This window comes from Agaribacter marinus (genome assembly GCF_030160655.1).
GTDB lineage: Bacteria > Pseudomonadota > Gammaproteobacteria > Enterobacterales > Alteromonadaceae > Glaciecola > Glaciecola marina.
Window position 1 is genome coordinate 1,152,089 of the sequence record NZ_BSOT01000005.1, and the last position, 14,984, is coordinate 1,167,072.

Here is a 14,984-nt window from a genome sequence, read left to right on the forward strand (position 1 = left end):
AACAATAGTAAAGGAAGGCCAATGACGAATAACACTGCATTGCGCAGTCTTTGTATATTAGTATGCGTTTGGACGTTAGGTGCATGTGTGAGCAAACCAGATCTTAGTCAGCAGAGCATTGTTAGCAATCAACAGTCACTCCCAGCAAAGTGGCAATTGTCCGGCAAGCTTGCCGTCATAACCCCTGAGGAAAGAAAAAGCGGTTATTTAAGTTGGCAGCAAGAAAATGCAACTTACACTATGTCACTCAACACCATTGTTGGCTCAACCGTTGCGCGATTGGCGTATGATGGTCAAATAGCTACATTAGAAGCAGACGGCAAAGAATGGCAAGACACGTCGCCTAATCGATTGATTGTAGATATCACCGGGTGGTCAATTCCGGTCTCCTCCTTAGCTGTTTGGATGTCAGGCCAAGCTCAAATAAATGATACTATTTCGCGCTACGACAATGGTTTAATTAAAACACTCACCCCCAGTTGTTCGGGATGTGAAGTATGGCAAATAAGTTATGGCAGCTACGGTGAATTTGCATTAGCACAAGAGTCGTTGGTATTACCTAGCAAATTAACGCTAAAAAATAGCATAGACGGCACACGCCTGATTATCCGAATAGATAAATGGAAAGGGTAGTAAATTGAACGTAACATGGTTGCCCTCACCGGCCAAAATTAACCTTTTCTTGCATATTTGCGGCCGTTATGAAAATGGCTATCACCAATTGCAAACTTTGTTTCAACTTTTAGATGTGGGTGATGAAATCGGTATTGAAGTCAATTCAACAGGCAAACTATCGATGACCACCCTGATGCCTGGTATCCCAGAAGACGATAATCTTATAATAAAAGCCGCTAAGACATTACAAAACTATACCAAGGTGTCGCAAGGTGCGTCTTTTCATGTCAAAAAACAGTTACCAATGGGAGGGGGTATTGGTGGTGGCTCATCTAACGCAGCCACGGTGTTACTTGGCTTAAATAAGTTATGGCGACTTAATTTACCTATAGATACTCTACTCCCGATTGCCGCCTCATTAGGTGCAGATGTACCGGTATTTATAAAAGGGCAAACCGGCTTTGCAGAAGGTATTGGCGAAAAAATCATCCCGGTAAAGACATCCGACAAGTGGTTTTTAGTCGCCAATCCCGGCGTACATGTAAGCACGTCAGAAGTGTTTCAACATCCTGATTTACCTAGGAATACTCCGCTTATCTCTTACGACAAATATACGTACAAGCACACTCAGAATGATTGCCAGGAACTAGTGTGTAATCTGCAACCTAAGGTTGCAAAATTATTACAGTGGTTGGTACACTACGCACCGTCGAGAATGACGGGTACGGGAGCGAGTGTTTTTGCAATGTTTTCGACAGAAGCAGAAGCCCATCATGTACTCCGACAACTACCAGATGAATTTACAGGTTTTGTCGCAAAAGGCACTCAACAGTCTATTTTGCATACACAACTTGAAGGTATTCTTAGGTAATAGTCAACACCTAAAGACGTTACATTAATTTTCAATGTTTGCCTTACGCCAAATCAGACAACATTGATTCAATATTGCACTGAGGAATATCTTGTGCCAGATATGAAGCTATTTGCAGGAAATGCTGTTCCTGAACTTGCTCAAAAAGTCGCCGAACGTCTATACACTAAACTTGGAAATGCCAGTGTAGGTCGCTTTAGTGACGGCGAAATTTGTGTTGAAATCCATGAAAACGTGCGTGGTTCTGACGTTTTCATTATCCAATCAACATGTGCCCCCACAAACGATAACTTAATGGAACTGATTGTCATGATAGATGCTTTTAGACGCGCATCTGCTGGCAGGATTACCGCTGTTATCCCTTATTTTGGCTATGCCAGACAAGACCGTCGTGTTCGTAGTGCCCGTGTACCAATCACCGCACGTGTTGTTGCTGATTTCTTATCAAGCGTCGGTGTGGACAGAGTACTTACCGTTGATTTACATGCTGAACAGATCCAAGGATTCTTTGATGTACCGGTAGACAATGCCTTTGGTACGCCAATCTTACTTGACGATATGTTTAAGCGTGACTTTACGTCACCCGTAGTAGTATCGCCAGATATTGGCGGTGTTGTTAGGGCGCGTGCCACAGCTAAATTATTGAATGACGCTGATCTTGCCATTATCGATAAACGTCGCCCTAAAGCAAACGTTGCTCAGGTAATGAACATTATTGGGGATGTAAATGACCGCGACTGTATCATTGTAGACGATATGATTGATACGGGTGGTACACTTGCAAAAGCGGCGGAAGCACTTAAAGAACATGGCGCAAAACGGGTGTATGCATATGCAACCCATGCAATATTTTCGGGAGATGCCGCGAAGAATTTGGAAGAATCTGTTATTGATGAAATTATCGTCACCGACAGTATTCCGTTCTGTAAAGAAATCCAAAAGCTTGAGAAAGTAAAGATGTTAACGCTGTCGGAAATGTTGGCCGAGACAATACGTCGTATCAGTAATGAAGAATCTATCTCTGCAATGTTTGAATACTAAATGTATTGGTAACTAACAGAGACTAATAGAACCGCATGGGGTATTTGAACTTATGCGGTTTTTTTATGCCTGATGTAATACAACTTAGCCTAGGTGGACATATATTAGCACTTGAATATATAGCCCTTATTTTAGCCAAATTAAGTGACTGAAAGATGAATAAATGTTTTGTAGCAATGTTGATACTGCTTTTTTCAGTGATGATAAATGCCTGTGGTTCAAGTACAAAAAATAATGAAAACAATACCGACGAAAATCATACGGATATAGCAATGCAGCTGCCCTCTATAGATATAATCAAACTAAAAGGCAAGATTGAATATAAACACTTTGAAGGCGGATTTTACGCATTTATTGATAGCAAAGGCAGTAAATATACCCCTATCAACCTCGATAAATCATTTAAAAAAGATGGCTTAAAAGTGCATATTGTCGCGCAGAGAAATTTAGACATTTATACGACGACGCAATTTGGTGAAGCGATAAAAATCATACAAATTGATTTAATAGATAGCGATGACGAAAGAATTAATACAACTAAGGATCGCTAAATTTACTAATCGTATAACGCTCCCTCCAACAAATGATATGTCAGGCAAATTAGTACCCATTTTATGACACATTTTTGTTCATAAAAAACACTATTGCTGCTACCTTAGTAAGCCAATATATTTTATTTGATCGTGGAACATGAATGACTAAAAGTATGATGGCACAAGAATCTGCTGAAAGCAGTGTTGCCATAAGCAACTTGCTTACACAAAATCAGCAAACGTTTACTCAACTCGCCCAATACCTCCAAGAAAATCCGCCGCTGGGAATCGTTATGATTGGCAGAGGGACTTCGGATCATGCGGGTGTATTCGCCAAATACCTATTTGAAACTCAATGCGGTATCCCCGTATCCGCCGCAGCTCCCTCGGTAGCGAGTGTATTTGGTAAAACACTTTCATTACATGGTTTTTTGGCCATTGCGATTTCACAATCTGGGCAAAGTCCTGATATTGTTTCACAACTATCTGAAGCTAAAAAAGGCGGCGCATATTGTATTGCCATCGTCAATGATGATAGTTCCCCCTTAGCTAAGGTGTCAGATATAACGCTGTCGATGCATGCGGGAAAAGAGAAAGCGGTCGCAGCCACCAAAAGCTACCTATGCTCATTGGCTATGTTATTAGGCATAAACGCGTACTGGCAAAATGATACACAACTGCTGAAGGCACTTACCGGTCTTCCTGAACTATTGTGTAGTGCTGTTCTCGATGCGCAGCCATTACTTACCAATGATAGTTTTACACCACCAAATAGATGTATTGTGATCGGCAGAGGGTTTGGCTATGCAATTGCAAGAGAAGTCGCCCTAAAACTAAAAGAAGTGCTAGGTATTCAGGCTGAAGCATTTAGCAGTGCAGAATTCTTGCATGGACCGGTTACCTTGGCAGCTCAAAAACTTTTCGTTGTTTCTATTTCGCTCGACGATGCAACCGGTTACATCCATAAAAAAATTGTTAGAGACGTCGCGGAACGAGGCGCAAACGTCCTCACCTTATCTGCGGATACTGCGCCGCATTGCTTACTGCAACCACTATTAATAATGCAGCGCTTTTATTTAGATTTGGCGCAATTGGCGTCTACCAGAGGATTGAACCCAGACCAGCCGCCTGGCTTAAAAAAAATCACCGAAACTAAATAGCGCCCGCTTTACGGGCGTTTATTAAAGAATATGTAGTAAGAATTTAAGGAAATAGAGAAATGCTTCCCATCATAATTATTGGCGTGCTGTTTTTTATATTTGGCTTTATCACTTGGTTAAATGGCGCACTTATTCCATTTTTGCAGATTGTCAGTGACTTAAATGAGTTTCAAGCATTGCTCATTGCCTTTAGCTTTTACATTGCATATACGGTAATGGCATTACCAATGTCATGGATACTTGAAAAAACAGGCTACAAACTCGGTATTGTCTATGGCTTGAGCTTAGTAGGAATGGGCAGTTTTTTATTTATCCCTGCCGCAAAAACACAAATTTTTGCCGTATTTTTATTTGCACAATTTACCATGGGAGCGGGATTAACCCTATTACAAACCGCTGCGAATCCATACATTGTAAAATTAGGCCCAAGCGAATCAGCCGCAGCACGTATCGCTGTTATGGGAATATTAAACAAATTGGCTGGCGTGCTCGCGCCACTAGCATTTACCGCCCTAGTACTTGCCGAATTTGCTGGAGTAAATGCTGCAAGCATAGCAGCATTACCCGCCCTTGAAAGAAAGATACAAATTACAAATATGGCCAACAACTTGATCATGCCCTATTTTGCAATGGGCCTGTCACTTTGTTGCTTAGCGCTAATCATGTGGCGTATTCAAATGCCAACAACTGACGACAACGCCGGCGCTGATACCAATGATAAAACGACCGTGTGGCGTCACCCTCAGTTAATTTGGGGGGCAATTTCTCTATTTTTCTATGTCGGTGTAGAAGTCATTGCAGGCGACACAATCGGTTTGTACGGCTCTTCACTGGGCTTAGATAATGTCACTGCGCTAACCTCGTATACCATGGCTGCGATGGTGCTTGGGTATTTCATTGGCTTAGCTGTTATTCCAAGGTTTGTGCAACAACACACAGTATTGGTGCTTTCTGCGATTGTTGGCGTACTGTTAAGTGTCGGTATTGTTCTTAGCTCGGACACCAGTACGACGGTTGCCGACGTTTTGTGGGGGTGGAGCAACATTCCAGTATTACCAAACTCTGTCACGCTAATTGCGCTATTGGGCATAGCTAATGCCATGGTATGGCCCGCAATTTGGCCGCTGGCTTTGGCGGATTTAGGTAAACACACGGCAAAAGGCTCGGCATTGCTAATAATGGGGATTGCCGGAGGCGCAATACTCCCACTCGTATACGGGGGATTAGCAGAATTGACAAACCCAAAGCAAGCGTATTTATTCTTACTTTCAGGCTACCTGCTTATTGGTTGGTATGGCCTGAAAGGATACAAATTACGCATTAAAGCATCGTGACTTTAATCTTCAGTAACGAACAACAAATCGCCACCAGTGACTAAGGTAGTATGGTGAATTTGATGTTGAGTAAGCACCTTACCATTGAAAAGAATGCGTTTAACTGGATTGTCGAGTGGACCTTGTACCCGAATAGACAGCGGCTTACCGCCTACATCAAGCGTCATATGCGCAAACTCAGGGATGCCAAATACATAATCACCGCTGGCAGGGTTCACAGGATAGAAGCCCAGCGAACTCATTACATACCACGCCGACATTTGACCAACGTCGTCATTGCCGGCCAAACCGTCAGGTTGGTCAGTGTACATAGTATCGCGAATTTCTCGAATCTTCTGCTCGCCCTTGTAAGACTCACCTGCCAAGGCATACAAATAAGGCACATGATGCACAGGTTCATTGCCATGCGCATACTGCCCAATTAACCCTGAAATATCTGGCGACACATCTGCCCCTTGCATTTCTGAACTGATAGAAAACAATGTATCAAGCTTATCAACAAAGGCTTTTTTACTGCCAAAAAGTTGAATCAATCCATCCACATCATGTGGCACAAACCACGTATATTGCCAAGCGTTCGCCTCGGTGTAATCTGTGTTTCTATGCTCAACGTAGGTCGGATTAAAGGGTTCTACCCAATGTCCGCCCTTGTCTTTCCCTCGCATAAATTGCAGTTCTGCATCAAATAAGGTTTTATAAGCGTTCGCCCGATGAGAGAAGTAATCAGCGTCAGCCTTTGCATCCATGCTTTTTGCTAAACGCGCAATCGCCCAGTCGTCAAATGCGTACTCTAATGTTTTAGAAACGGCTTCAACTTCTAACTCAGAGGGGATATATCCATAGTCTTTAAAATAGTTAATACCAAACTTATCTTGCATAGCAGATGCCTTACTTGCCGCTAAGATACGCTCAGGCGCTACACTCGTTAAGCCTTTAAAATATGCATCTACCAGCACAGGCACCGCATGATAGCCAATCATTACGTCCGTTTCATTGGCCATTAAATCCCACGTGGGTAATAGGCCAGTTTCGTCGTAAAATGACAGCATTGAATGCATCATTGGATCAACAAGTGTTGGGTGGGTAATGGTCAATAAAGGGTGTAAAGTGCGAAACGTGTCCCATAACGAAAACAAGGTATAGCGCGGCAGTTTTTCTGGCGCTGTGTAGCGCTTCCCATCGGCACCAATATATTGTCCTAATGCATCGCTATACAAATGAGGTGCAATCATCGAATGATAGAATGCAGTATAAAATTTAGTTTTTTTGGTGGTATCTGTACTTTCTACCTGAATGATGTTTAATTGTTCACGCCAAACGTCTTGCGTGTCTTTTTTCACTTGATCAAAATCGAAACTTGGTACCTCTTGCACTATGTTTGCTTGCGCCCCGTCTATACTCGCATAAGAAATACCCACCTTAACGACTAAGGCATCGCTCAAAACACCGAAATCTAACACCGCTTCGGATAGCACTCCTTGATGAACGTCCCCAGGTTGTTCAGTCTTATTTTCATAATATTGGTGCGTAAATGGATGACTAAACTCTGCAACAAAATACACTTTTTGACGTTTTGCCCATCCAGTAGATTCTCGGTAGCCGACTAATTTTGTATCGCTAATTTTAGTAAAGGACGTCTTTGTCGCTTCATCATAATTTTGCGCATAGCCTAAGTTAAATATGAGTTTGGCATTGCTGGCACTATCAAATTGATACCGGTGCACGCCAACGCGTGGCGTCGCAGTTAACTCCGCCTGAATACCAGACGATGACATCAATACCTTATAATATCCGGCTTCAGCATATTCATTTTCTTTAGTATAGGTGTCGTACAACAGCGGCGTGTTTTTAGAATATTTGGTAAAAATCGAATTATCTTGGCGATTGAGCTTTTCTAAATAGTCGCCTTGAAATGGCAACACAAGGATATCTAAAAGATCACCAACACCAGTACCCGATAGGTGAGTGTGACTAAAGCCTAACAGGGTGTCATCTGAATAATGATACCCAGAAGTCCAATCCCATCCTTTTGAGGGGTTATCGGGGCTTAGTTGTACCATGCCAAATGGCGTCGTTGCACCAGGAAACGTATGACCATGCCCACCTGTACCAATAAAGGGGTCAACATAATTGAGCACGTCGTCATTTTCATTTATTTGTGTATTATTCTTTATATGTTCGACAGGCATATGAGCACACGCACTTAACATTAAAAACGCGGTACAGCTTGTCAAAAACTGAGGCAAATTCTTCATCATTTTCTCTATATTTATTACTATATTCTTCACTACACCTATGCCTCTAATTTGTCATACCAAGTACGTTTTAATATATAACTTGTCAGTGCACATGTAAGTACAGACAAGGCTAAAGGTAAATAAGCTTGTAAAATCAAGTACATTGCAATTAACACTAAGCTCGTTTGCCAAACGATGCCAATCGCGACGTTAAACAAATCTCGTGAAGGCGCTGACGCTACGAATGCAGGGTTTTGTGCTTGCACATGCGCTTTGATTGGTCCCCAGACACCCCAAGGACGAACCGTTTCATAAAACTTACTAAGCACGCGAATATCATCAGCAGGTGTCAATATCGATCCCAAGATTGAACCAAGTGCGCCTGCCAATAACAAATATGGAAAAGCGTACAAGGGATGCAATGCTGGAAAAAGTATCGGCAAAGCTAAGGAAGCCACTAAGCCGCTAGTCATACCGCCAAAGTAGCCATAACCATTAAATCGCCACCAGTGCCACTTCAGTACATTCGCCGCCGCATAGCCACCAAAAAGTGCAGCAAACACCCATTGCATAATGTCATTAATAGAATCTAATACCCAACCAAAACCAACCCCCGTCATCACCAATATTAATGAGACTACGTAACTTAACTTCACGTAATGGCGCTCGTTTTCATTTGGCTTTAAGTAGCGTCGATAGATATCATTTACAAAATACGCTGGCGCTGCGTTTACGGTCGCGGCAAATGTGGACATAAATGCGGCAAGCAAACCCGCGATCAACAAGCCGACTAACCCAACGGGAATAAAATGACTAATGGCATAAGGCAATACTTGTTCAAAATCAAACGATTTGTTAGACGCTTGAATTTCTGGCCCCATGAAAACCAAGGCCATGACAGCCAAGCCAACTACCATCATATAGCGTGGGATTAACATAACCAGTGAGACAACACCGCTCATTTTAGCGGCATCTTTAGCATCTTTACACGCAAGTATGCGCTGCATATCATAACCAGGTACAGGGCCAGCCATACTTGCCAATATCCCCTTAAACAACATCATCATGAAAAACAGGCCAAATAGGCTAAAACCATCGGCATCTATCTTCTCGTTTACACTGTCGATAAGCCCCGTCCAGTCCAAATCTAATTCCCAAGCAAAGCCCAATGACAACCATCCCTCTGGCACCGCATTTTCAATCATACTAGGAGTCACAAGAGACAAAGCAATTAAACCGACAGCAATTGCTGCAATCGTCATTAGCACAAACTGGATAATTTCTGTGACAACGACACTGATCATTCCCCCTTTCACCACGTACGCAGTGGTTAAGACGAAAATAGCTAAGGCATAGGTATTTGGCGACCAATCCCAAGGTAAGAAGACTTCTGCAAATTTACCAATGCCTTTAAAGGCGTAAGCAATAAAGCCGATCGCACTGATGAGTGCAAAAATAACAATAATTGCATGAGACAACTGCGTGCCTTTTCCTTCACCAAAACGGCTTGCAAGCCATTCTGCACCTGTCATCGCATTTGAACGCCGAAGCCAAGCCGACAAATACATCATCAAAAATATTTGGTTAAAAACGGGCCAAATCCAAGGCAACCATGCGCTCTTTACACCATAGACAAACATCATAGAGACGAGCCACATTGTACCTGCAATATCAAACATTCCGGACGCATTTGAGACACCTAAGGCCCACCATGGTATGCGTTTACCGCCAAGGAAGTAATCTCGCATATTGGCACCGCTGCGCCTTGAAACCCAAATGCCAATCACTAATGTGCAAAGCAAATACAGACCAATAATAAGGCCGTCCAAAAAAGATAACTGCATATTTATATCTAATCCGTATTGTAGGTATCGTACAACGACACGATACGCAAAGATTCCGCAATTAATTCAACGCCTTGACTTGCTAATGTAGCATCTACTAGCGATACCGTTTTTGGGATATTAGGCACCAAGTCAAAGAAATTATCGCTGAAGTTTTCATCACATATGGGAAACTCCACGTGCACGTAACGTGCTAATGAATTTGCTGTAAGTGTAACGTAAATCACATCACCATCAACGTCTATATCTGGATGAATGCGAGGCTTTGACAAAGACAAAGATTTATTTTCAGTAAAGTAACTTGTATGTATTTCTCTATCATTTTCACCTTGCCATTCTACTGCAAGAAAAACATTCTCCGCACGGCGGCCATCGAGCAGGTCATTAACCCCCATACTTAAGACTTTGTTGCTCGTATTGTCTCCGGCAATATAGGTATGTTCGGAGCAAAGCAGTATTTCTCCGGCTATCGACATTAGTTTGATTGCAATATTGAATATACATGCGCGCGGCGTGTCATTAATAGCATAAACACATACCTCATTGTCGTTAACATCAGCCGCGACCAAGGTATTTTGAAACAATCGTTTAGCGGCATAGTGGGACGCTTTATATTTGCCATAATAGTCAATACTCGACCAAGAGGTGACTGGCCAGCAATCGTTAAACTGCCAATACAAGGTACCCATGCAAAAAGGCCGAGCGGCTCTATGCGCTAAGAATGCAGTACCCAATGCTTGCGCTTGCAATAATTGACTCAGGAATAAAAAGCTCTCAAAATCTTTAGGCAGATTAAATTCAGCGTCAATATGTTTTTTAATGATGTTGTTGCCACGGGGATGCTTTTGGTGACTTAACATCGTAATAGAATTCAGGTCATAATCGTTTTCTGGACAAAATCGGCGTATAGATGACAATAATGGAAACGCTTGAAAGCCATATTCTGACATAAAGCGAGGAACACGGGTTTTAAATTCAGAAAACGGCAGTTCTCCATGCCAAACTCCCCAGTAATGGTTGTCACCAACAGCGTCTTCTTCTGGACGCTCCCAAAAACTAATCGGCGAAGAGGCAATATACGCAATATCAGGCTGTAAGGCTTTTACAGTACTCGGCAGCAACTGATGAAATAATGTATGGTAATCTTGTTTCAACTCGGCATATTGGCTGTCTGAATAAGCAAATTTTTCAGGCCATTCCCAACAATCAATGCCCATTTCTATTTCGTTGTTTCCACACCAAAGGGCAATACAGGGATGAGAACGAAGTCGTTTAATATTACATTCGGCCTCATTTCTCACATTTTCTAAAAACGCCTCATTTGCTGGATATAGCGTGCACGCAAACATAAAATCTTGCCAAATCAAAATGCCATACTTATCAGCCAATTCATAAAAATAATCATCTTCGTATACGCCACCGCCCCAAACTCGCAACATATTCATGTTGGCTGCAAGCGCATCTTTAAAGATTTTCTCGTATTTATGCTTAGTGACCTTCGGTAAAAAGCTGTCACTTGGAATATAGTTAGCGCCTTTCGCAAACACCGCCCGCCCATTCACATTAAAATAAAATGACTCGCCATGGGCATCTGGTTCTTGCACTAATTCGATAGTGCGTAAACCAACTTTTTGTTGATGCGTAAGGTAGCGGTGGTCATCGTCAAGTAAACTCAATGAGAAATCATATAGAAACGGTGTGCCCTGCCCAACCGGCCACCAAAGAACAGGATGTTCTATCTCAATACTTAACTCGACTACCAGACGACTATCTGCATCCACTTTTACATGCTTTATTGATTGCGGCACCTGCGCGTTGTGACAATTGATGACAGCCGTTAGCTCAGTGGACACAAATGCATCCACTGAAACAAAAAAGGTAACAGTCACACGCTCTGCCTGATGTGTTTGGCTTACATAGACATCAGCAAGACTAATACCCTCTACTGGCATCAATCGAATCGGCCGCCAAATACCACTAGTGACAAACCTAGGGCCCCAATCCCACCCATAGTGATACGGCGCTTTTCTCGTATATACACTTAATTTATCCGATGATTTGTCATTTTCTGCAGGGTAAATAAATCCGTTTTTTTCGGGTAAATGGCTTGTTTTATTTATGGGTGAATAAAACACAATGCGAAGGGTATTTTCACCTTTTACTAAGTAATCTTTACAACGAACTCGATGACTGACGAACATATTCTCAGAGCTAAACAATGGTTTATTGTTGAGATAAACATCACAATATGTATCCAGCCCATCGCACAGCAATTCCCACTCAGTACACTGTAAATCTTTATCACTTAGTTCAAATGTGCACTGATATTCCCAATCTTTGTGCTCAATCCATTGTAAACGAGCCTCTTCATCAGCATAAAATGGGTCAGAGATTAATCCATGATTAAGTAAATCGGTGTGATTGCAACCGGGTACCTTGGCATCTAACCAAGTACTGCTGCCCGACTGCTTAAAACGCCACTGGCATTCAGATAATTTATCTACCATCGTGTGCTCAGATTTTGTTGTATTTTTCATTGAGTCACCTGCAGTAGGGGTTGAAGACGATAGCCTACGAAATTCATTCAATATGCAACCCTCCTAGTAGGAACGTTTTCTTTTTGTTGCCAGCATTTACCTGAAGACTAATTCGCGTCAGCGTTTGACCAATATTCGCTGACAATACTTGCGAAGAGCTTGACCACTCACCAGTAGAAAAGGCCGAATTGGCAGCAAGTGGCACGCGCGTTTGATTGCCATCACTGAATGAGAGCAGCAAATACACTTCACTTGCACTTGCTTCCTCTGACTTAACGTTTGCAATTAAACGCGTATTATTTGACAGCAGGAGCTGAGTCTTAAACAACGGGATTTCAATATGCTCGTCCGCAAAAGGCGCGATCGTAAACCGTAGCGATGACCCACCGTTGTACGCGTCACTAAAATCATACTGAATATCGACCAAACCTTTAGTCATAGTATTTTGAACGGCAAACTGCCAAGTCGGTAAAATGTCCTGTTGCGCGATGTCATGCCAATCATCAGCACTCACTTTTTGGCCGCCCTTCATGCGCAATCGGCCATGCCCGGTATTAAAGTACGTTGAAAACGGCAGTGATGAGATGACACTTCGCGCGGCTACGTGCGCACCAATGCCCGGCCATTCTTCATAGTCTTTAATAGCGACATTTAAATCGTTGCCCGCAAATAGACGTTGTTCGGTTTCATAAAACCGCTCGACGTCATTTGGATCTTGCTGATATCGACTATATGCAGGGAGCTTATCTGTGCCGGAAAAGTTAAAATTCACGTTGTTAGCAAACAATGCTAGCGATGTCTTTGCTGGCGCATTTTTAGGAAAAATTGCATCCAACCATGTATATGTACTAAACGCTCGTTGCGCCTTTCTTTCTGGCCAAAGGTCGGCCCCAAAATATACGTCATAGGGTGAACGCCCCTTTTGCTTAGCTAACTCGGCAGAGTCATTAAGCATTTCGCCATTCCACCAATAATTGACAAACATTGCATCTGCACTGCGCGGACTGTCTTTGTCTTCCTGAAAAAACGGTAAGTTTTTCTCGTTAAGTGCATTTTGCCATCGAACGCGACCGTCCATAATCATCGAATCGTACCAATGAATTTCGATATGTGGTGGGGCTAAATTGGTTAAGTAGCGCATAAAATCTTGCATTTTTAGTGCAAGCTTTGCAGCACGTTCTTTGTCTATCTCGCCTGGAATAATATTACCGTGCTCATCCTTTACTGCTTGTAAGTTGGTTTCTTGATTAATTAGCCAACCATCAAAGCCATAATACTCAGCCATTGCGACGAGTTTGTGAGCGGCAATAAACCTGCCTGCATCGTCTTGCACAAGCAATCGCTCAACGGTATCTGCACTCCCGCCCCACTGTGCGATGCCCAGAAACACAGTGCCTAATACACGCACACCGTTTTTGTGTGCAGCTTCTACCCATGGCCTCGCAGGGACATTTACTGTTTGATCGGCTGTACCCGCAAACCAGTTAAGGGTGTCTATATACGCCCAATTGGTAAAATTGTATAAGTTGAATGAATCTTGTTCGTGTAAATAGTTGCCAAAATTATTCATGCCATCTGGCGCAAGTAATATACGTGCATGACTGTCCAAATTTGCCTGCAATGCGCCTATACGCGGATCGATACGCGTTGCTAATGGAATACGACTCACGTTATCCTTTGTGGCAAATTCAGATGTTTCGTGCCAATCCAAGGCCTGCGACAAGGTAAGTGAAAACGGCGGTTGGCTATGTTTTATTTCGGCATGTAAAGCACCAGAACAGAGCGCCGCAAGCACTATAAACACGGCAACATATTTCGAAAAAATGGATTTACGCAAGCTTACTCCGTGAATCAATAAGTTGCGCGCCAGACTTGTCCTGTACGGCATAGTTAAAGCCAGATTGAATTGCATATGCACCAACGTCACCCTGTTTATTGATCGCCAAGAAACCGACTTGGTATTGGCGATAATCGTCTAATTTAGAGGCGATCCGCTCTACTGCTTCTTTACATGCTTCTTGAGGCGAGGCACCTTGACGCATGATTTCAACGACCGAAAAACAGCCCACTGTTTTCATCATTAACTCACCCATGCCCGTCGCTGTGGCTGCACCAATATCATTGTCAACAAATAATCCTGCGCCAATAATAGGCGAGTCACCCACACGACCACGCAACTTAAATGAGGCGCCGCTAGTGGTGCATGCACCCGACAAATCACCGCGCTCATCAACGGCCAACATGCCTATTGTGTCGTGATTTTCTATATTGATTTGCGGAGGCCAGGTCGGATTTTTTCGCCATGTTTGCCATAACTTTTTAGCTTTGTCAGTTAGCAGATTCTCTTCACTAAATCCCTGAGATTTAGCAAAGTTTAACGCGCCTTCACCGACTAGCATCACATGTGGCGTTTTATCCATTACCTTTCTGGCTACAGCGATTGGATGTTTTATATTTTCAAGAAAAGCGACCGAACCACAATTTTGCTTGTGGTCCATAATGCAGGCATCCAGCGTCACCTTGCCTTCGCTGTCGGGATAGCCACCATACCCAACGGTCATCACATTTGGGTCAGCTTCCGGTATCATGACGCCTTGCTCTACTGCATCAATTGCCTTGCCACCAGAAGATAATACTTTCCAAGCGGCTAGATTTGCTGGACCACCGTGTTCCCAGGTAGACACTACAAGCGGCCTATTTGCTACTTTATCTTTAGCAAACGCGGTTTTACCTAACGTGGGTAAGGCAGCCAGCATGCCTGAGACCTTTAAAAAATGTCGTCTACTATGCATTTTTATAACCTTTATTGTAG

General features: G+C 42.9%; 11 protein-coding genes. 6 read left to right on the forward strand and 5 right to left on the reverse strand.

What is annotated here, in order from left to right; genetic code table 11:
* Positions 1-21 precede the first annotated feature (21 nt).
* From lolB to QQK00_RS06635, 6 genes are all read left to right on the forward strand, one after another.
* Positions 22-633, forward strand: a complete 612-nt coding sequence (gene lolB / locus QQK00_RS06610) for a lipoprotein insertase outer membrane protein LolB (RefSeq protein ID WP_284216692.1) — start codon at positions 22-24, stop codon at positions 631-633.
* A gap of 4 nt (positions 634-637) precedes the next feature.
* A complete protein-coding gene (gene ispE, locus QQK00_RS06615) occupies positions 638-1,486 on the forward strand; it encodes a 4-(cytidine 5'-diphospho)-2-C-methyl-D-erythritol kinase (protein ID WP_284216693.1) in 849 nt (282 codons plus the stop codon).
* A 93-nt stretch (positions 1,487-1,579) separates the two neighbouring features.
* Positions 1,580-2,527 (forward strand): ribose-phosphate pyrophosphokinase, encoded by a 948-nt coding sequence (locus QQK00_RS06620; RefSeq protein WP_284216694.1) that lies wholly within the window; start codon positions 1,580-1,582, stop codon positions 2,525-2,527.
* 155 nt (positions 2,528-2,682) lie between these two features.
* Positions 2,683-3,078 (forward strand): hypothetical protein, encoded by a 396-nt coding sequence (locus QQK00_RS06625; protein WP_284216695.1) that lies wholly within the window; start codon positions 2,683-2,685, stop codon positions 3,076-3,078.
* A 143-nt stretch (positions 3,079-3,221) separates the two neighbouring features.
* Complete coding sequence (gene nagB-II / locus QQK00_RS06630; RefSeq protein ID WP_284216696.1) at positions 3,222-4,220, forward strand: glucosamine-6-phosphate deaminase NagB-II; 999 nt, start codon at positions 3,222-3,224, stop codon at positions 4,218-4,220.
* Between the two features lie 59 nt (positions 4,221-4,279).
* Positions 4,280-5,554, forward strand: coding sequence for a sugar MFS transporter (locus QQK00_RS06635; RefSeq protein ID WP_284216697.1), 1,275 nt, complete (start codon positions 4,280-4,282; stop codon positions 5,552-5,554).
* A 2-nt stretch (positions 5,555-5,556) separates the two neighbouring features.
* Here the strand turns inward: QQK00_RS06635 and QQK00_RS06640 are convergent, their stop codons facing one another.
* Genes QQK00_RS06640 through QQK00_RS06660 form a run of 5 tightly spaced genes read right to left on the reverse strand, consistent with a single transcriptional unit; the run spans position 5,557 to position 14,964 of the window.
* A complete protein-coding gene (locus tag QQK00_RS06640) occupies positions 5,557-7,842 on the reverse strand; it encodes a GH92 family glycosyl hydrolase (protein WP_284216698.1) in 2,286 nt (761 codons plus the stop codon).
* Between the two features lie 5 nt (positions 7,843-7,847).
* Positions 7,848-9,635: a sodium:solute symporter family protein gene (locus tag QQK00_RS06645; RefSeq protein WP_284216699.1), complete on the reverse strand. Its 1,788-nt coding sequence runs from the start codon at positions 9,633-9,635 to the stop codon at positions 7,848-7,850.
* 8 nt (positions 9,636-9,643) lie between these two features.
* Positions 9,644-12,172: a beta-mannosidase gene (locus tag QQK00_RS06650; protein WP_284216700.1), complete on the reverse strand. Its 2,529-nt coding sequence runs from the start codon at positions 12,170-12,172 to the stop codon at positions 9,644-9,646.
* A gap of 43 nt (positions 12,173-12,215) precedes the next feature.
* The gene (locus tag QQK00_RS06655; RefSeq protein WP_284216701.1) at positions 12,216-14,009 is read right to left on the reverse strand and encodes an endo-beta-N-acetylglucosaminidase; all 1,794 of its coding nucleotides are present in this window, start codon (positions 14,007-14,009) and stop codon (positions 12,216-12,218) included.
* The gene (locus tag QQK00_RS06660) at positions 14,002-14,964 is read right to left on the reverse strand and encodes a glycosylasparaginase (RefSeq protein ID WP_284216702.1); all 963 of its coding nucleotides are present in this window, start codon (positions 14,962-14,964) and stop codon (positions 14,002-14,004) included. The genes QQK00_RS06655 and QQK00_RS06660 overlap by 8 nt, the downstream gene beginning before the upstream one ends.
* Between the last annotated feature and the right edge of the window lie 20 nt (positions 14,965-14,984).

What these genes read in the sequence shown, in the direction of transcription:
- lolB (WP_284216692.1), top strand. Translation starts at nt 22, where the DNA reads ATGACGAATAACACTGCATTGCGCAGTCTTTGTATATTAGTATGCGTT.
- QQK00_RS06625 (WP_284216695.1), top strand. Translation starts at nt 2,683, where the DNA reads ATGAATAAATGTTTTGTAGCAATGTTGATACTGCTTTTTTCAGTGATG.
- nagB-II (WP_284216696.1), top strand. Translation starts at nt 3,222, where the DNA reads ATGACTAAAAGTATGATGGCACAAGAATCTGCTGAAAGCAGTGTTGCC.
- QQK00_RS06635 (WP_284216697.1), top strand. Translation starts at nt 4,280, where the DNA reads ATGCTTCCCATCATAATTATTGGCGTGCTGTTTTTTATATTTGGCTTT.
- QQK00_RS06645 (WP_284216699.1), bottom strand. Translation starts at nt 9,635, where the DNA reads ATGCAGTTATCTTTTTTGGACGGCCTTATTATTGGTCTGTATTTGCTT.
- QQK00_RS06650 (WP_284216700.1), bottom strand. Translation starts at nt 12,172, where the DNA reads ATGAAAAATACAACAAAATCTGAGCACACGATGGTAGATAAATTATCT.
- QQK00_RS06660 (WP_284216702.1), bottom strand. Translation starts at nt 14,964, where the DNA reads ATGCATAGTAGACGACATTTTTTAAAGGTCTCAGGCATGCTGGCTGCC.